Annotated in this window: 15 protein-coding genes; 13 read left to right on the top strand and 2 right to left on the bottom strand. The window is 63.8% G+C overall.

Annotation, left to right across the window (positions count from 1 at the left end; translation table 11 throughout):
- Positions 1-47: 47 nt before the first annotated feature.
- Both ppsR and ACP15I_RS07930 read right to left on the bottom strand, forming a co-directional pair.
- Complete coding sequence (ppsR, locus tag ACP15I_RS07935) at positions 48-1,478, bottom strand: transcriptional regulator PpsR (protein WP_424966053.1); 1,431 nt, start codon at positions 1,476-1,478, stop codon at positions 48-50.
- Between the two features lie 43 nt (positions 1,479-1,521).
- Complete coding sequence (locus ACP15I_RS07930) at positions 1,522-2,514, bottom strand: cobalamin B12-binding domain-containing protein (protein ID WP_424974643.1); 993 nt, start codon at positions 2,512-2,514, stop codon at positions 1,522-1,524.
- A 125-nt stretch (positions 2,515-2,639) separates the two neighbouring features.
- On the opposite strand from ACP15I_RS07930, the gene bchF reads away from it, so the two are divergent.
- The 13 genes from bchF (at position 2,640) to puhE (ending at position 16,948) form a co-directional block, all read left to right on the top strand.
- Complete coding sequence (gene bchF, locus ACP15I_RS07925; protein ID WP_424974642.1) at positions 2,640-3,128, top strand: 2-vinyl bacteriochlorophyllide hydratase; 489 nt, start codon at positions 2,640-2,642, stop codon at positions 3,126-3,128.
- Positions 3,125-4,408: a ferredoxin:protochlorophyllide reductase (ATP-dependent) subunit N gene (locus ACP15I_RS07920; RefSeq protein WP_424974641.1), complete on the top strand. Its 1,284-nt coding sequence runs from the start codon at positions 3,125-3,127 to the stop codon at positions 4,406-4,408. The genes bchF and ACP15I_RS07920 overlap by 4 nt, the downstream gene beginning before the upstream one ends.
- 58 nt (positions 4,409-4,466) lie before the next feature.
- Positions 4,467-6,050 carry a ferredoxin:protochlorophyllide reductase (ATP-dependent) subunit B gene (bchB, locus tag ACP15I_RS07915; protein ID WP_424974640.1) on the top strand — a complete coding sequence of 528 codons (1,584 nt, stop codon included), beginning with the start codon at positions 4,467-4,469 and terminating at the stop codon, positions 6,048-6,050.
- On the top strand, positions 6,040-9,627 hold the full coding sequence (locus ACP15I_RS07910; protein WP_424974639.1) for a magnesium chelatase subunit H: 3,588 nt from the start codon (positions 6,040-6,042) through the stop codon (positions 9,625-9,627). Before bchB ends, ACP15I_RS07910 begins: the two co-directional genes overlap by 11 nt.
- Before the next feature lie 31 nt (positions 9,628-9,658).
- Complete coding sequence (gene bchL / locus ACP15I_RS07905; RefSeq protein ID WP_424966047.1) at positions 9,659-10,558, top strand: ferredoxin:protochlorophyllide reductase (ATP-dependent) iron-sulfur ATP-binding protein; 900 nt, start codon at positions 9,659-9,661, stop codon at positions 10,556-10,558.
- 82 nt (positions 10,559-10,640) lie between these two features.
- Positions 10,641-11,324 (top strand): magnesium protoporphyrin IX methyltransferase, encoded by a 684-nt coding sequence (gene bchM, locus ACP15I_RS07900; RefSeq protein ID WP_424974638.1) that lies wholly within the window; start codon positions 10,641-10,643, stop codon positions 11,322-11,324.
- Positions 11,321-12,766: a PucC family protein gene (locus ACP15I_RS07895; protein WP_424974637.1), complete on the top strand. Its 1,446-nt coding sequence runs from the start codon at positions 11,321-11,323 to the stop codon at positions 12,764-12,766. Before bchM ends, ACP15I_RS07895 begins: the two co-directional genes overlap by 4 nt.
- A gap of 24 nt (positions 12,767-12,790) precedes the next feature.
- A complete protein-coding gene (gene puhA / locus ACP15I_RS07890; protein ID WP_424974636.1) occupies positions 12,791-13,561 on the top strand; it encodes a photosynthetic reaction center subunit H in 771 nt (256 codons plus the stop codon).
- A 24-nt stretch (positions 13,562-13,585) separates the two neighbouring features.
- The gene (gene puhB, locus ACP15I_RS07885) at positions 13,586-14,254 is read left to right on the top strand and encodes a photosynthetic complex putative assembly protein PuhB (RefSeq protein ID WP_424974635.1); all 669 of its coding nucleotides are present in this window, start codon (positions 13,586-13,588) and stop codon (positions 14,252-14,254) included.
- A gap of 12 nt (positions 14,255-14,266) precedes the next feature.
- Entirely contained in the window at positions 14,267-14,746 is a 480-nt protein-coding gene (gene puhC, locus ACP15I_RS07880) for a photosynthetic complex assembly protein PuhC (RefSeq protein ID WP_424966042.1), read from the top strand.
- Positions 14,747-14,748: 2 nt separating this feature from the next.
- Positions 14,749-15,045, top strand: a complete 297-nt coding sequence (locus tag ACP15I_RS07875) for a hypothetical protein (protein WP_424966041.1) — start codon at positions 14,749-14,751, stop codon at positions 15,043-15,045.
- Positions 15,042-16,163: a magnesium-protoporphyrin IX monomethyl ester (oxidative) cyclase gene (gene acsF, locus ACP15I_RS07870; RefSeq protein WP_424966040.1), complete on the top strand. Its 1,122-nt coding sequence runs from the start codon at positions 15,042-15,044 to the stop codon at positions 16,161-16,163. Before ACP15I_RS07875 ends, acsF begins: the two co-directional genes overlap by 4 nt.
- Positions 16,163-16,948, top strand: a complete 786-nt coding sequence (gene puhE / locus ACP15I_RS07865) for a putative photosynthetic complex assembly protein PuhE (protein ID WP_424974634.1) — start codon at positions 16,163-16,165, stop codon at positions 16,946-16,948. Before acsF ends, puhE begins: the two co-directional genes overlap by 1 nt.
- Positions 16,949-17,072 lie beyond the last annotated feature (124 nt).

The raw sequence follows: 17,072 nt of genomic DNA, 5'->3' as shown, positions 1-17,072 counted from the left end.
GGTTTACACCGGTTTTTTTCGAGAAGTGGCGGGCGCGTGCCGCCCGCTCAGTCTTCGCCGCCCTTGTTGAGCAAACCGTATTTGCGCAACTTGACGTAAAGGCTCTGGCGCGACAGCCCGAGCATCTCGGCCGCGGCCACACGGTTGTTGCGGGTCAGGCCCACGGCGGTTTCGATGCACATCTTCTCCACCACATCCGTGGTGGCCGACACGATGTCCTTGAGCGGCGCGGAGCCGACCAGTTCCATCACGTTCTGCATCGCCTCACCCGAGACAGCGCCCGCCATCGGGGTCGCGTCCCGCACCACTTCGAGCCGGGAGGCATCGCGCAGCACGAAGGCGAAGCCACCATTATGGCGCGCCTCCAGATGGGTGGCGGACATCTCGACCGAGAGCTGCGAGCCATAGGCGCTCTCCAGCCGTGTCGAGTAGATCGGCATCGCGCCATGGCGCGAGGCATTGTCCATCATGACCTTGAGGTCGACCGAGCCGCGCGCGAGGAAATCGCCCAGCGACTTGCCCTTGATATCCCCGACCTGCCCCACATCCGTGAGGTTCAGGAAGGCTTCATTGGCGTTGCGGATGACGCCGGTCGGGTCGGTGAAGACCACCGCGTCCGACCCCTCGCGATACAGAAGGGACAAGATCTCACTCAGCTCCTCGCCAATGACTTCTTGCGTGCCGGATCCTTCGAGACGGCACAGCAACGTTTTGTCACCGGAGGCGCGGAAGAGGCGCACCTGAATTTCCAGCTCCTTGCCGGAGCGCTTGGTCGTGGCGCGCACCTGCTTGCGGTTTTCCGAGGTGGCCGAGGACATCATCTGGTCCAGCAGCTCGCCCCGTTTCATCCCGTCAAACTCGTGGCCAAAGAGATTGCCCACAAGCGCATCCGCATCCGCACCCAGAGCCTGGGCCGCGGCGGAGTTCATATCCGTGATCCGACCGCTGGAGGCATCGACCATGACCAGCGGGTCACGGGTCGATTCCATTACGACCCGGTAGCGGGTCTCGTAATCGCGGTGGTTCTCGTAATCCTTTTCCAGCGCCAGCTGTGCCTTGACCAGACGATGCTGCAGCTCGGCCACCGGGCGCAGGTCGCGGCCCAGCATCAGGATCAGATCATTGTCGCCCGTGCGGTGCAGGGTATAGCGGATCGGGAATTCCCAATTCGCATTGTCGAAATGATTGACCTCGATGGCATCGGTCGCCGGCGCCTCGCCTTCGCGATAGGCGGCCAGTTGTTTTTCCAGTTTGGACAGACTGTCCTCGGCCAAAAAGTCCCGAATATCGCGTTTCTGCCAATGATCGAGCCGTCCGATTGTCGGGTTCAGCGGGTTCACGACGAGCGATTGGACCGTGCCTTTCAGGTCCAGAACAATGGCGAGGTCTGCTGCGGTGGCGACGATTTCATTGAAATGCTCCGGCGCAATGCGCGGCGCCGACCGGTCATCCCAGAAATCTCTTTCCCGCGTGTTCATCAATCTCTCCTGTCGCCCCGGGTCCTCTCCGGGATCTGCACGGTTACGATTCAAGTCTTCGCTGTTGGTTCGTCTCGATCTCGCAAAGCCGTAGCGCCTCTTCGGCGCTTGCAGCTACGTAGTCGGCCCCGGTCATCGCAATGATATCGAGGCCAGATTCTGTAACAGGACCACCCACCACAATTGGCACGATGCGCGGCACGCCAGTCCGAATTGTTTTGACCAAATCGCGTACCGATGCAAGCGTTCTGCGGCAAGAAGCGGTGACGCCGACCATGGCAAAGTGATGTATCTGCACCAGCCGTAGAATCTCGGCCTGGTTGTTTCCCAATGTCATATGCACGCGTACGCCCATGCGGCGGAATTGCTCGGCCACGACAAAGACGCCGAGGGTGTGCTGTTCGATTCGCGGCACGATCAGCATGATCGACGGGCCTTCGGGATCCGGGTCGACGCGTTCCACCCGGCGTACGCCGATGGTGCGGACGGTTTCCTGCAGCCGGGCGGCGCCGATGGTGACATCCGCAAAGCTCAGTTTGTCCGACGCCCAAAGCTCACCCATATAGCGGGCAGCGGCCGGGATGATCGCCTCGATCACATCCTGGGAGCTGACCCCCCGTTTCATGATGCGGGCCAGAAGGTCGTGCCGGGATTGCTCGTCCATGGCGATATAGGCTTCGGTGAGCGCCAGAAGCTGCGCAAGCGGTGCGCCGCCATTTGAGTCATCGGCGTCATTCGCCAGAACGTCCAAGGCTTGCGACGCGAGCGCCTGAACCTCGGCCGGCGAGAGGTGAATGTTGGACCCGGTCTGTGCCGGTCCTGCAATGTCGAAAGCGCTGTCCACAGCAACCCCGCTCTGCCCCTCGGTTTCGAGATCGTCCCTAAGCGCATCTGGGGCAGACGCTAACCCAGGGGCAGTATCTGTCAGAACGCCGGAATTGTCAAAGTTTCTGGACACCAGCGCGCGAAATGCGGCGACTTCGGCGTCCACGCCCGAGTCGCTGGCATTTTTTCCTTTGAATATATGATCCTTCATGGGCGAATCGCTTCCAGTCATTCATCTCACCGGTTGTCCGTCATTGTGTAAGTTTAAGTTGACACTTGCAACTCCCCATATGTAAATTCGGGTGAACAATCGTTTGCCGGAGGGGGAGTCGTCGGATGCAGACCGGTCCGAACACCCAACAAAACAAGGGCGGGCTCTACACGCCCGAGCAGAAGAAACGCCGCGATGAAACCGTCTGGACACTGATTCAGGGGATTCTGGCGCCGCTTCAGTTCGTCGCCTTCGCGATCTCTCTGGCATTCGTGCTGCGCTTTATGCTGACCGGCGAGGGATACGTGATCGCCACGGTCTCGATCCTGATAAAGACGGCGTTCCTCTATGCCATCATGGTGACCGGCGCGATCTGGGAAAAGGTGGTCTTCGGACAGTACCTGCTCGCCCCGGCCTTCTTCTGGGAGGATGTCGTCAGCTTCGTCGTCATCGCCCTTCACACACTTTATATATGGGCGCTTCTGAGCGGTTCCGTCTCCCCGGATGGGCAGATGGTCATCGCGCTGCTGGCCTATGTCACCTATGTCGTGAATGCGGGGCAGTTTCTTTGGAAGCTTCGCATGGCACGCCTGCAATCGGAGGCGATGGCATGAACAAACCCGTTTCTCAGGTCTCTCCCGGATGCCGGGACACCCCGGTCCTCAAGGAGCGTGGCCAGCGCGAGGTCTTTTGCGGCCTGACGGGCATCATCTGGCTCCATCGCAAGATGCAGGACGCGTTCTTCCTCGTGGTGGGGTCGCGGACCTGTGCGCATCTTTTGCAATCCGCCGCTGGCGTGATGATCTTCGCCGAGCCGCGCTTTGGCACGGCGATCCTCGAGGAAACCGATCTGGCCGGGCTCGCCGATGCTCAGGATGAGATCGACCGCGAGGTGGAACGCCTGCTCTCCCGCCGTCCGGATATCCGGCAGCTTTTCCTCGTGGGCTCCTGCCCGTCCGAGGTGATCAAGCTCGATCTGAGCCGCGCCGCCGAGCGTCTGACCCAGAAATTCGCGCCCCATGTGCGGGTGCTGAATTATTCCGGCTCCGGGATCGAGACGACCTTCACCCAAGGCGAAGACGCCTGTTTGGAATCCATGGTGCCGGTTCTGCCCAAGACCGACGCGCGCGAGCTGCTGCTGGTCGGCGCGCTGCCCGATGTGGTCGAAGATCAGGCGCTCAGCCTGCTGACCAAGATGGGGATCGGCCCGATCCGCGTCTTGCCCGCCCATCGTGCCGATGAGACGCCCGGACTGGGCCCGAACACGGTCTATGCGCCGCTGCAGCCCTTCCTGGGCGAAACCTGCGCCGCCATCGAACGGCGCGGCGCCCGCCGGATCGACGCGCCCTTCCCCTTTGGCGAAGAGGGCACGACCCTGTGGTTGCGCGCGATCGCCGATGAGTTTGGCGTCTCGGACGAGACTTTCGAGGCCGTCACCGCGGCCCCCCGCGCCCGCGCCCGCAAGGCCATCGCGGCGGCGGCCGAGACGCTCAAGGGTAGATCGATCTTCTTCTTCCCGGACAGTCAGCTCGAAATTCCCCTCGCGCGCTTCCTGACCCGCGAATGCGGCATGACCGCCATCGAGGTGGGCGCGCCCTATATCCACAAGGGCCTCGTCGGGGCGGATCTCGATCTGCTCGCAGGCGGGCCGACCATCTCCGAAGGCCAGGATGTCGACAAGCAGCTCGACCGCTGCCGCGCCGCGCGCCCGGACCTGACGGTTTGCGGGCTGGGCCTTGCCAACCCGCTCGAGGCCGAGGGGCTGACGACGAAATGGGCCATCGAGCTCGTCTTCTCGCCCGTGCATTTCTACGAGCAGGCGGGCGATCTCGCCGGGCTCTTCGCCCGCCCGATCCGGCGGCGTGACCTGCTCAAGCTGGAGGCTGCGGAATGATCCTGCGCGGCACCCCCTCCCTCATTGTTCTTCAAATACTCACGACGCGAGGCCTGTCATGAAGCTCACCGTCTGGACCTATGAGGGCCCGCCCCATGTGGGGGCCATGCGCGTCGCCACGGGGATGAAGGGGCTGCATTACGTGCTGCACGCACCCCAGGGCGATACCTACGCCGATCTGCTCTTCACGATGATCGAGCGGCGCGACCACCGCCCGCCGGTGACCTACACCACCTTTCAGGCCCGCGATTTGGGGGCGGATACCGCCTATCTCTTCAAGGATGCCTGCCGCGATGCCTATGAGCGGTTCAAGCCCGAGGCGATCATCGTCGGGGCCTCCTGTACTGCCGAGCTGATCCAGGATGATCCGGGCGGTCTGGCCGAGACCATGGGCCTGCCCGTGCCGGTGATCCCGCTGGAGCTGCCAAGCTATCAACGCAAGGAAAACTTCGGCTGCGACGAGACCTTCTTTCAGATTGTCCGCGCGCTCGCCAAGCCCGTCGAGAAAACCGCGCGGATCTCGTGCAATATTCTCGGTCCCACCGGGCTCGGCTTTCGCCATCGCGATGATGTCGAGGAGTTGACCGGGTTGCTGTCGGAGATGGGTGTGGATGTGAATGTGGTGGGCCCCATGGGGTCCAGCCCGTCCGATATCGCCCGGCTGGGTGCGGCTCATTTCAACGTCATGCTTTACCCCGAGACCTGCGAAGCGGCCTGCCGCTTTCTCGAGCGGGAGCTGGCTCTGCCCTATACCAAGATCGTGCCCATCGGTGTCGGTGCGACCCGCGATTTCATCGCCGAAGTACAAGGCATCACCGGGTTGACTACGCGCCCGGATGAGAGCCGTCTGCGCCTGCCCTGGTGGAGCAAATCCGTCGACAGCACCTACCTGACCGGCAAGCGCGTGTTCCTGTTCGGGGACGCGACCCATGTGAAGGCTTGCGCCCGCATCGCCCGCGACGAGATGGGGTTCGAGGTCGTCGGCCTTGGCTGCTACAACCGCGAGTTTGCTCGCGATATCCGTGCCCTGGGCAAGGAGTTCGGGATCACCCCGCTGATCACCGATGACTACCTCGAGGTCGAGGCCGCCATTGAAGAGGCCGCGCCCGAGATGATCCTTGGCACCCAGATGGAGCGTCATATCGGCAAGCGTCTGGGCATCCCCTGCGCGGTGATCTCGGCTCCGGTCCATGTGCAGGATTTCCCGGCGCGCTACTCACCGCAGGTCGGTTTCGAGGGCGCAAACGTCATCTTCGACACCTGGATCCATCCGCTGGTCATGGGGCTCGAAGAGCACCTGCTGGCGATGTTCCGCGAGGATTTCGAGTTCCATGATGCGGCGGGTCCGTCCCACCATGGGGGCCATGCGCCCAAGCCGTTGGATGAGGTTGAGGCGGCTGGGGGGCCAGCCCCCCAGACCCCCCGGAGTATTTCGGGAACAATGACAGAGGAACGGGCACCCGAGGCCACGGGCAGCGATGTCGCGGTCTGGCTCGCGGATGCGGAGAAGGAGCTCAAGAAGATCCCGTTCTTCGTGCGGGGCAAGGCCAAGCGCAACACCGAGAAATACGCGCTCGAACAGGGTGTGACCGAGATCAGTGTCGATACCCTCTATGAGGCCAAGGCGCATTATGCTCGATAGTGGTTCTCTGACCCCTCATCCCGATGGTCCGACGCCTTACCGCTTCGTGATCATCACGCTGGACAGCCATGTGCTGGGCCCTGCTGCGCGGGTGAATGCCGCGTTGCAGGTGGATTTCCCGGGACTGAAAGTGTCTGTCCACGCGGCCGGAGAGTGGTCCGAGAACCCCGCCAGCCTAGCGGCAACCCGCGCGGCCATCGCCGAGGCGGATATCGTGGTGGTGAACCTGATCTTCCTCGACGAACAGATCCAGGCGATCCTGCCGGATCTGCAGGCGCGGCGCGATCATTGCGATGCCATGGTCTGCGTGATCGCGGATCAGGCGTTGGTGAACCTCACACGCATGGGCGATGTGGATCTGTCGAAGCCCGCCTCGGGCGCCATGGCGATCCTCAAGAAGCTCAAGCCGAAGACCAAGAAGACCTCGTCCTCCGAGGGGCAGATGAAGATCCTGCGGCGCCTGCCCAAGATCCTCCGGTTTCTGCCGGGCAAGGCTCAGGATCTGCGCAACTACTTCCTGACCATGCAGTATTGGCTGGATGGCTCGGATGAGAATACCGAGCAGATGCTGCGCATGCTCATCAGCGCCTATGCGGCGCGGCCCGGCTGGTCCGAGATCAAGGCCCTGCCGCCGGTGGAATACCCGGAGGTGGGTCTGTTCCACCCGGCCCATCCGGAGCGCGTCTTCACCGACATCTCCGAGCTGCCCGGTCCGGCGCAGCCCGAGGCCACGGTCGGCCTGCTGATGATGCGCAGCTATATCCTGAGCCGGGACAGCGCCCATTACGAGGCGGTGATCGATGCGTTCGAGGCGCGCAACATCCGGGTCATCCCGGCTTTTGCCGGGGGGCTCGACGCGCGCCCGGCGATCTCGCGCTATTTCCGCGCCGAGGATGCCACCCAGATCGATGCGATGGTCTCGCTCACCGGGTTCTCGCTGATCGGGGGACCGGCCTATAATGACAGCGATGCGGCGATCGAGGTTCTGACGGGGCTCGACATTCCCTATCTTGCGGCTCATCCGCTGGAGTTTCAGACGCTTGGCCAATGGGCCGCCGCCCCCAGCGGGCTTGGCCCGGTCGAGACCACCATGCTGATCGCCCTGCCCGAGATCGACGGGGCGACCAACCCGACCGTCTTTGCGGGCCGCCATGGCGAGGATCGCTGCACCGGGTGTCAGTACCGCTGTGCGGCGCCCAATGATGTCAAGGCCATGGCCCCCTGCCTGGAACGGATCGACGTGCTGGTCGAAAAGGCCCTGCGCCTTGCGCGCCTGCGCCGCTGCGAGAATGCCGCCAAGAAGGTGGCCGTGGTTCTGTTCGGCTTCCCTCCCAATGCCGGCGCGGTGGGCACGGCGGCCTATCTGAGCGTGTTCGAGAGCCTGTTCAACACCCTGACCCGCATGAAGGCCGACGGTTACAGCGTCGAGGTACCCGAAAATGTCGACGCCCTGCGCGCGGCGGTGCTTGAGGGGAATGCCAAGAAATACGGGCAGGAGGCGAATGTCGCCGCCCATGTGAGCGCCGATCATATCGTCGCCAATACGCCGCCGCTTTCGGTGATCGAAGAGGTCTGGGGCCCCGCCCCGGGCAAGATCCAGTCGGACGGGCGCGGGGTCTTTATCCTTGGGCAGGAGTTCGGGAATGTCTTCGTCGGGGTCCAGCCGACCTTCGGCTATGAGGGCGACCCGATGCGCCTTTTGTTCGAGCGCGGCTTTGCCCCGACCCATGCCTTCACGCAGTTCTACATGTGGCTCAAGTCCACCTATCAGGCCGATGTGGTCTTGCATTTCGGGATGCACGGGGCGCTGGAATTCATGCCGGGCAAGCAGGCGGGGCTTGGGGCGCGCGACTGGCCGGACCGGCTGATCGGCGAGATGCCGAATGTTTATCTCTATGCGTCGAACAACCCGTCCGAGGCGACCCTGGCCAAGCGCCGGTCCAACGCGGTGACGGTCACCCATGTGACCCCGCCGCTGGCGACATCCGGCCTCTATAAGGGTTTGGCGGAGCTCAAGGACAGCCTCGCGCGCTTCCGCGCCATGGCGCCCGACGAGGATGACCGCGCAGAGCTCGCCGCGCTGATCGCGCAGCAGGCCGAGGCGGTGGATCTGGACGGCTCGGATCCGGACACGCTCTGGCTCAAGCTGCTGGAGACCGAGGATGCGCTGATCCCCGATGGTCTGCATGTGGTCGGGCGCGTGCCCACCGATGCCGAGATCAATGCCCATCTGGACGTGATGCCCGGTCAGGATGCCGAGGCGCGGGCGCGGATTGCCGAGCTTCTCAAGCGGGATGCGGAGCTGGACGGGCTGATGAAGGCGCTCTCGGGGCGTTACATCGCGCCGGTGCCGGGGGGCGATCTGATCCGGGCGCCCGAGGTGCTGCCCGCCGGGCGCAACATTCACGCTTTTGATCCGTTCCGGATGCCCACGCCCTTTGCCATGCAGGACGGCGCCAAACAGGCGGAACTGTTGCTCGAGACCCATGCCACCCTGCCGCGCTCGGTCGCGCTGGTGCTTTGGGGGTCGGACAATATCAAATCCGACGGCGGCCCGATTGCACAGGCGCTGGCGCTGATGGGCGCGCGTCCGAAATTCGACGGCTATGGCCGTCTCTGTGGCGCGGAACTGATCCCGCTTATCGAGCTTGGACGCCCGCGCGTCGATGTGGTCATGACCCTGTCGGGGATCTTCCGCGATCTTCTGCCGTTGCAGACCAAAATGCTGGCCGAGGCGGCCTATCTCTGTGCCTCTGCCGAGGATGAACCGGTCGAGTGGAACTACATCCGCGCCCATGCGCTGGCCTATGCCGAAGAGATGGGCTGCGATCTGGAAACCGCCGCGCTGCGGGTCTTTTCCAATGCCGAAGGGGCCTATGGGTCGAATGTGAACGCGCTGGTGGACAGCTCGGCCTTTGGCGAGGAAGACGAGCTGGCCGATGCCTATGAGGCGCGCAAGAGCTTTGCCTATGGCCGCTCGGGCAAGTCGGCGGCAAACCCGGCGCTGCTGCAAAAGACCCTGCGCGATGTGGACATCGCCTATCAGAACCTCGAGTCGGTCGAGCTCGGCGTGACCACGGTCGATCACTATTTCGACACGCTGGGCGGCATCGCCCGCGCGGTGAAGCGCGCCAAGGGGGGCGACGAGGCGGCGGTCTATATCGGCGATCAGACACGCGGTTCGGCCAAGGTCCGCACGCTCAAGGACCAGGTCGCGCTCGAGACCCGCTCGCGCAGCCTGAACCCGAAGTGGTTCGAGAGCATGCTCAAGCATGGCCATGAGGGCGTGCGCCAGATCGAGGCGCAGGTCACCAACACGCTCGGCTGGTCGGCCACCACCGGTCAGGTGGAGCCCTGGGTCTATCAGCGGCTGAGCGAGACATTCGTGTTAGACGACGCGATGCGCAAACGACTTGCGGACCTGAACCCGCAGGCAAGCGCCCGTATGGCGAACCGCCTCATCGAGGCGTTCGAGAGGGACTACTGGCAACCGGACGCCGACACGCTCGCCGCCCTGCAGGATGCAGCGGACGAGATCGAGGACGCGCTCGAAGGCATCAACATCGCGGCGGAATGACCACGCGGCCGCAACAGAAAGGGACGACGACATGAGTCCATTGGATAGAGCTCCCCCGGTCCTCAAGGGTCAGGACGGCGAAGGGTCCGTGCAAGTGCATCAGGACGCCTCGATGAAGATCGAGGGCGCCAAGGTTTTTTCCGTGTATGGCAAGGGCGGCATCGGCAAATCGACCACCAGCTCGAACCTGTCGGCGGCTTTTTCCAAGCTTGGCAAGCGCGTGCTGCAGATCGGCTGCGACCCCAAGCATGACAGTACTTTTACCCTCACAGGAAGTCTGGTCCCCACGGTGATCGACATCCTGAAAGAGGTGGATTTCCACGCAGAGGAGCTGAGGCCCGAAGACTTCGTCTTTGAAGGATTCAATGGGGTGAAGTGCGTGGAAGCAGGGGGGCCGCCCGCCGGCACAGGCTGCGGAGGGTACGTGGTGGGGCAAACGGTGAAGCTTCTGAAGCAACACCACCTGCTCGAGGACACCGACGTGGTGATCTTCGACGTGCTTGGTGACGTGGTCTGCGGTGGATTCGCGGCCCCCCTGCAACATGCTGATCGCGCACTGATCGTGACCGCGAACGACTTCGACAGCATCTACGCGATGAACCGGATCATCGCGGCGGTTCAGGCGAAGTCCAAGAACTACTCGGTGCGTCTGGCGGGCTGCGTGGCCAACCGGTCCCGTGAGACCGACGAGGTCGATCGCTACTGCAAGACGGTCGGGTTCAACCGGATCGCGCATATGCCCGATCTCGACGCGATCCGCCGCTCGCGGCTCAAGAAGAAGACCCTGTTCGAGATGGATGCCGAGGAAGACATCGTCGCGGTGCAGAAGGAGTATATCCGTCTGGCCGAGACCCTGTGGAACGGGACCGAGCCGCTGGCCCCTGCGCCGCTGCCCGATCGCGAGATCTTTGAGCTTCTGGGGTTCGATTGATGCCTGACGTCTGCATGAAACTGCACCAAGGGGGGATCGCCCCCCTTTCGCGCGCCCAAAGCCCCCTGCGGAGGCACCGGTAATGGCGGCTTACGAACAGACTCTGGACCGGGTCGAGGATTACTTCGACCGGACCGCCACCAAGACATGGGAGCGTCTGACCTCGGACGCGCCGGTCTCCAAGGTGCGCGCCACCGTGCGCGCGGGCCGGGACCGGATGCGCGACATCATGCTGGGGCAGATGCCCGACGACTTGCGCGGCACGCGGGTGCTTGATGCGGGCTGCGGTGCCGGTCAGATGACCGCCGAGCTGGCGGCGCGCGGGGCCGAGGTCGTGGCCATCGACATCTCGCCGAGCCTGGTGGAGATCGCCGAGAAACGCCTGCCCGACGCCTATCGCGACCAGGTCATGTTCACGTCCGGTGACATGCATAATCCCGAGCTGGGTGATTTCGATCATGTCGTCGCGATGGACAGTCTGATCTACTACGAAGCGGAGGATATCGGATCCTCGCTGGCACGGTTCTGCCCCCGCGTGCGCCGCTCGGTGATCTTCACCGTGGCCCCGCGCACGCCTTTCCTGATGACCTTCTGGGGGGTCGGCAAGCTCTTCCCGCGGGGCGACCGCTCCCCGACCATGATCCCGCACGCCCCTGCCAAGCTGTCAAAGGCTGCCGCGCAGAAGGGCGCACCGGGCGCGCTGCGCGAGGTCGAACGGGTGACCTCGGGCTTCTACATTTCCACCTGTCTGGAGTACCGGGCATGATCATCACCAAGGCACAGACAAAGCGGCTGGCAGGGCGGTTCCTGCCCTTTGCCGATGCGGCGAGCGATCAGCTCCCGCTCGGTCAGCTGCTGCGCCTGAGCCTGTTTCAGGTCTCGGTCGGCATGGCCACGGTCATGCTGCTGGGGACACTCAACCGGGTCATGATCGTCGAGCTGTCGGTGCCGGCGATGCTGGTGGCGATCATGATCGCCATTCCGGTGCTGGTCGCGCCCTTCCGGGCGATCCTCGGGTTCCGCTCGGACACCCACAAATCCGCCATCGGGTGGAAGCGGGTGCCGTATATGTGGTTCGGCACCCTGTGGCAGTTCGGGGGGCTGGCGGTCATGCCCTCCTGCCTTCTGGTGCTGGGCGGCGACGTCTATATCGAGATCCCCTTCGCGGGCGAGGTGCTGGCCGCACTGGCCTTCCTGATGACCGGGCTGGGGCTGCATATGACCCAGACGGCAGGGCTTGCGCTTGCGTCTGATCGGGCCACGGATGAAACCCGGCCCCGGGTCGTGGCGCTCCTCTATGTGATGTTCCTCGTGGGAATGGGTGTCTCGGCGGTGGTGATCGGCTGGCTGTTGCGCGATTTCACCCCCATCAAGCTGATCCAGGTGGTGCAGGCCACGGCGGGCGCGACCCTGATCCTGAACCTGATCGCGCTCTGGAAGCAGGAGATTGTTGTTCCGCTCAGTGCGGCAGAGCGCGCCGAGCCACGCCCCTCTTTCCGGGCGGCTTGGGATGACTTCGCGGCCGGAGGGCGCGCCGGTCGTCTGCTCGTGGTCGTGTTCCTCGGAACCCTCGGCTTCAACATGCAGGATGTGCTGCTGGAACCCTATGGCGGCGAGATCCTCGGCCTCAGCGTGTCGGCCACGACCTTCCTGACGGCCATGTGGGCCGCGGGCGCGCTGATCGGCTTTGCCATGGCCGCGCGTTGGCTTGCGGCGGGGATCAACCCGTTCCGCATGGGCGGGCGCGGGCTGCTGATCGGGCTGCTGGCCTTCTCGGCGGTGATCTTTGCGGCCCCCATGAACTCCGACGCGCTCTTCTTTGCGGGCGCTGGCCTGATCGGTCTGGGCGGCGGGCTCTTCTCCGTCGCGACGCTGACTGCGGCCATGACCCTGCCCGCCGAGGGGATCGCCGGGCGCGGCCTCGCACTGGGCGCCTGGGGGGCGGCGCAGGCCACGGCGGCCGGTGTCGGCGTCGCGCTGGGCGGGACCCTGCGGGACACGATCAACGCGGCTGTCACCACCGGGGCCTGGGGCGAGGCGCTCAACGACCCGGCCACGGGCTACTCGGTGGTCTACCACATCGAGATCGGCCTGATCTTCATCACTCTCATCGCGCTCGGCCCGCTTGTGCGGACCCGGGCACCGACCCGTAACGACCATCCAACAGGGGAGACCGGCAAGATCGGGCTCGCCGATTTCCCGACCTGACGCCGGATACGAAAGGATACCTCCATGGAAGAGACATTCTTCGGCAATTTTGACCTCGCCAGCCTGTCCATCTGGCTGTTCTACGGGTTCTTCGCGCTGCTGATCTACTATCTGCAGACCGAGAACATGCGCGAGGGCTACCCCCTCGAGGATGACGATGGCGAGACCGCCGCAAACCAGGGCCCGTTCCCGCTGCCGAAGGAGAAGACCTTCAAGCTGCAGCATGGCCGGGGTGAGCTGACCCTGCCCGGTGAGGACTTCCAGCGCCGTGAGAACCTGGCCCTGCGCAAGACCGCCGAAGGCAACGGGTTTCCGATGGAGCCCACGGGCGATCCCCTCACGGATGGTGTGGGTCCGGCCAGCTGGGCGGCGCGGCGCGACACACCCGAGCTTGATGCCCATGGCCATCCGAAAATCGTGCCCATGTCCGCCGCAGAAGGCTTCAGCGTCTCGGCCGGGATCGACCCGCGTGGTCTGCCGGTTCAGGCCGGTGATGACGAGATCGTGGGCCTGATTTCGGACATGTGGATCGACGAGGCCGAACAGCTCGTCCGCTTCCTCGAGATCGAGCTCGACGGCGCCTGGGGGGATGGCAAGCGCCTCGTCCCGCGCGAGATGGTCCGGATCAAGTCCGACCGGGTCAAGATCCGCTCGATCTATGGCAAGCATTTCAAGGGCGTGCCCAAGACCAAGTCCTCGCATCAGGTCACCCTGCTCGAGGAAGACAAGATCATGGGCTACTACGCGGGCGGCACCCTTTATGCCGACGAGTCCCGCCTCGAGCCGCAAATCTAGGACCAACGAAGGGAGCCTCTCGCGATGACAGACCATCACGACGATTTCCATGTCGAGCCTATTGAAGGGCTCCCTGAGCTCCCCCCGGAGGGGGAGACGATCCTCTGGCAGGGCAAGCCGAACTGGTGGGCCCTGGCCAAGGAAAGCCTCGCGCTGAAATGGGTGATGGGGTACTTCGTGTTCCTCGGCGCCTGGCGCTCGGTCGCGCTGATGGCGCAATACGACACGCTGACGAGCATCAAGGGGTCCGTTCCGTTTCTGATCCTTGGCCTGATCGTCTGCGCGATCCTGACCGCGATCGCATGGACCCAGGCGGTGACCACCGTCTACACCGTCACCAACCGTCGGATCGCCATGCGGATCGGCGCGGCCCTGACGATCACCTACAACTTTCCCTATCGCTGGATCGGGTCGGCCGACCTCGACCTGCGCAAATCCGGCACCGGGACCATCGCCCTGAAACTCACGGGCGAGACGCGGATGAGCTATATCAACTGCTGGCCCCATATTCGCCCCTGGCATATTCGCAATCCGGAACCGGCCCTGCGCTGCATTCCGGAGGCGGCCCGTGTCGCGGGCCTGATCGCCGAGGCAGCGGAATCCGCTGTCTTCTCCAAGACCTCCTCTGAAACCGGCTCGACAACCGCTGATGCGCAGACCGCATCGGGCGCGGTTGCGATGCCCGCAGAATAAGGACCCTTCGCGATGAACGACCCCGCAACCCATGAGCTTGCGAGGCGCGACCGGGAGATGATCCCGACGCTGCTCTTGCGTGCCATGCTCTTTCTGGTGCTCGCGTGCCTGGCGATCGTCGCCTATGCGCGCGTGACGGACAGGCCTCTTGAGGCCCAGTTCCCGGATCAACCGATCCTTGAAGAGCGTGAAATCCAGATCTTCGGCGAGATGAGCGGCGCAGCCCGCGTGCTCGACGGCGAAGGTCGCCTGATTGCCGATCTCAGCCCGCAGGAGGGTGGTTTCATCGCCGGCATGACCCGTGCGCTCGCCCGCGAGCGAATGAAGGTCGGCGTCTCCGAGACCGCGCCCGTGCGCATCGTCCGCTACGAGGACGGTCACCTGGCGCTGATCGACGAGGCCACCGGCTGGGAAGCCCAGCTGATCGGCTTTGGCAAGGATAACACCGCCGCGTTCGAGCGGCTGCTCTACACCCCGATCCAGGAGGGTTGATCATGGGATTGTTCACCAAGACACGCGAAACGGCACCCTGCACGGTGTCCATCAGCCACCGCTTCGAAGAGCTGTCGGCGCATGTGAAGTTCAACAATGGCGCCGTGGTCTATCCCGGCGACGCGGTGCTGGTTCAGGGCCCCGAGATCATGGCGCCCTATGGCGAGATCGTCTCCGAGGACCGGACAGCCGTCATCACCCGCGCCAGCGGTCTGGAGCGTCTGTGGACGCGGATGACCGGCGATCTCGAGTTTATCGAACTTTGCGAATTTTCATTCTCTGAGGAGGTCACGCTATGAACGTCCAGACCCCGGAGCGCCTGAACGGCCACCACTCCCCCGTCTCCAACCACGGTGTCGTCGACGACCAGATGACGTCCGAGAAGGCCACCGATGTGGCCATGCAGGACACGCTGCTGACACCGCGCTTTTACACCACGGATTTCGACGAGATGGATGCGATCTCGGTCGAGAGCATCCGCGACGAGTGGGATCCGCTCATCGCCGAAATGGTGGCCGACCCGAACAAGGGCCATTTCAAGAAGAACGCCGACTGGGACACGGTGGACTGGGACGGGATGGAGCCGGAGCTGCGTAAGGAGTTCATCGACTTCCTGATCTCCTCCTGCACCGCCGAATTCTCGGGCTGCGTGCTCTACAAGGAGATGAAGCGCCGTGGGTCCAACAAGGACATCACCCAGCTCTTCCAACTGATGGCCCGGGATGAGGCACGCCATGCGGGCTTCATCAATGACGCGCTGCGCGAGGCGGGCATCGCGGTCAATCTCGGCTTCCTGACCCAGCAGAAGAAATACACCTATTTCCGTCCGAAGTTCATCTACTACGCGACCTACCTGTCCGAGAAGATCGGCTATGCGCGCTACATCACGATCTTCCGCCACCTGCAGGAGAACCCGGACAAGCGCTTCCACCCGATCTTCAAGTGGTTCGAAGAGTGGTGCAATGACGAGTTCCGCCATGGCGAGGCCTTTGCCCTGCTGATGAAGAGCGATCCGAAACTGACCCGGGGCCGCAATGTCCTGTGGATCAAGTTCTTCCTGACGGCGGTCTATTCCACCATGTATGTGCGCGACCATCAGCGGCCCGCCTTCCATGAGGCGCTGGGCGTGGACACCGATTGGTACGGGCAGGAGGTGTTCAAGAAGACCTCCGAGATTTCCAAGCAGATCTATCCGATCACGCTGGACATCGATCACCCGCGCTGGATGCCGAACCTCAAGCGCATGGAGAAAGCCTCCCGCGATATGGCGGCGGCGAATGCCAAGGGCGGCCTTGGGGGGCTGCTCGGCAAGGCGTCGGCGGGCGCGCGAGCTGCGCTGGCCTTCGTGTCGCTCTACACCATCCCGGCGATCAAGCATGACGTGCCGAGCGAAACCCGCCTTGAGCCCGCCTACTGATGTTCGCATCGCCCTGGATCGTCGCGCTCTGCGCCTTGTTTGTCTGGTGGTTCGCCACCGGGGCGATCCTGTGCATCGTGAAGAACGCTGACCGCAGGGGGCCTCTCGCCCATCTGCGGTCGGTCATCCTGACGGCCCCGGCCTTCTTTGTCGGGATCTACGGATTTTCCAGCACCCTCACGCAGCCCAGCGTGGCCGGGGTTTGGATCGCCTTTGGGTCGGCCTTGCTGCTGTGGGGCTGGATCGAGCATGCCTTTCTGGCCGGGGTGATCACCGGCCCGAATAGCTATGTCTGTCCCAAGGGCTGCCCTGAATGGGAGCGGTTCTTCCGCGCTTGGGGCACCATCGCCTATCACGAGATGCTGCTGCTGACGGTGGTCATCGTGATGGGGATCACCGCCTGGGGCGCCGAGAACAAGTTCGGCTTCTGGACTTTCGCGGTGCTCTTTGTCGCCCGGATCAGCGCCAAGCTGAACCTGTTTCTGGGGGTCAAGAAGATCAATACGGAGTTCCTGCCAGAACCGCTGGCGCATCTGCCCAGTCATTTCCGGATCCGCCCGATCAACTGGCTTTTTCCCTATTCGGTCACAGCGCTAACTTTCGCCATGACCTGCTGGATCGAGCGGCTCTATGCGGCCGATACCGCTGCCGCCACGGTCGGGTTTACCCTGCTGGCGGTGTTCACGGCGCTGGCGCTTCTGGAACATTGGCTGATGGTTGTGCCCTTGCCGGACGAGAAGCTCTGGCGCTGGCTCATGCCCGCCGCCAAGGAAAAGCAGGGCTGATCCGGCAGCCCTGACGCCCCTGCGCGATTCGCTGCTGCGGTCCGGTCCACCCCCTCTGACATCCTGCCTAACACGCGCCTGACGGGGCGCGGCCAGAGTGGTCGTGATTTTTTCCGTGAAACCG

Origin of the sequence: Dinoroseobacter sp. S124A, assembly GCF_049801015.1 — a bacterium.
Lineage (GTDB): Bacteria > Pseudomonadota > Alphaproteobacteria > Rhodobacterales > Rhodobacteraceae > Dinoroseobacter.
This window is presented reverse-complemented; position numbering and strand designations above follow the sequence as displayed.

What these genes read in the sequence shown, in the direction of transcription:
- ppsR (WP_424966053.1), bottom strand. Translation starts at nt 1,478, where the DNA reads ATGAACACGCGGGAAAGAGATTTCTGGGATGACCGGTCGGCGCCGCGC.
- ACP15I_RS07930 (WP_424974643.1), bottom strand. Translation starts at nt 2,514, where the DNA reads ATGAAGGATCATATATTCAAAGGAAAAAATGCCAGCGACTCGGGCGTG.
- bchF (WP_424974642.1), top strand. Translation starts at nt 2,640, where the DNA reads ATGCAGACCGGTCCGAACACCCAACAAAACAAGGGCGGGCTCTACACG.
- ACP15I_RS07920 (WP_424974641.1), top strand. Translation starts at nt 3,125, where the DNA reads ATGAACAAACCCGTTTCTCAGGTCTCTCCCGGATGCCGGGACACCCCG.
- bchB (WP_424974640.1), top strand. Translation starts at nt 4,467, where the DNA reads ATGAAGCTCACCGTCTGGACCTATGAGGGCCCGCCCCATGTGGGGGCC.
- ACP15I_RS07910 (WP_424974639.1), top strand. Translation starts at nt 6,040, where the DNA reads ATGCTCGATAGTGGTTCTCTGACCCCTCATCCCGATGGTCCGACGCCT.
- bchL (WP_424966047.1), top strand. Translation starts at nt 9,659, where the DNA reads ATGAGTCCATTGGATAGAGCTCCCCCGGTCCTCAAGGGTCAGGACGGC.
- bchM (WP_424974638.1), top strand. Translation starts at nt 10,641, where the DNA reads ATGGCGGCTTACGAACAGACTCTGGACCGGGTCGAGGATTACTTCGAC.
- ACP15I_RS07895 (WP_424974637.1), top strand. Translation starts at nt 11,321, where the DNA reads ATGATCATCACCAAGGCACAGACAAAGCGGCTGGCAGGGCGGTTCCTG.
- puhA (WP_424974636.1), top strand. Translation starts at nt 12,791, where the DNA reads ATGGAAGAGACATTCTTCGGCAATTTTGACCTCGCCAGCCTGTCCATC.
- puhB (WP_424974635.1), top strand. Translation starts at nt 13,586, where the DNA reads ATGACAGACCATCACGACGATTTCCATGTCGAGCCTATTGAAGGGCTC.
- puhC (WP_424966042.1), top strand. Translation starts at nt 14,267, where the DNA reads ATGAACGACCCCGCAACCCATGAGCTTGCGAGGCGCGACCGGGAGATG.
- ACP15I_RS07875 (WP_424966041.1), top strand. Translation starts at nt 14,749, where the DNA reads ATGGGATTGTTCACCAAGACACGCGAAACGGCACCCTGCACGGTGTCC.
- acsF (WP_424966040.1), top strand. Translation starts at nt 15,042, where the DNA reads ATGAACGTCCAGACCCCGGAGCGCCTGAACGGCCACCACTCCCCCGTC.
- puhE (WP_424974634.1), top strand. Translation starts at nt 16,163, where the DNA reads ATGTTCGCATCGCCCTGGATCGTCGCGCTCTGCGCCTTGTTTGTCTGG.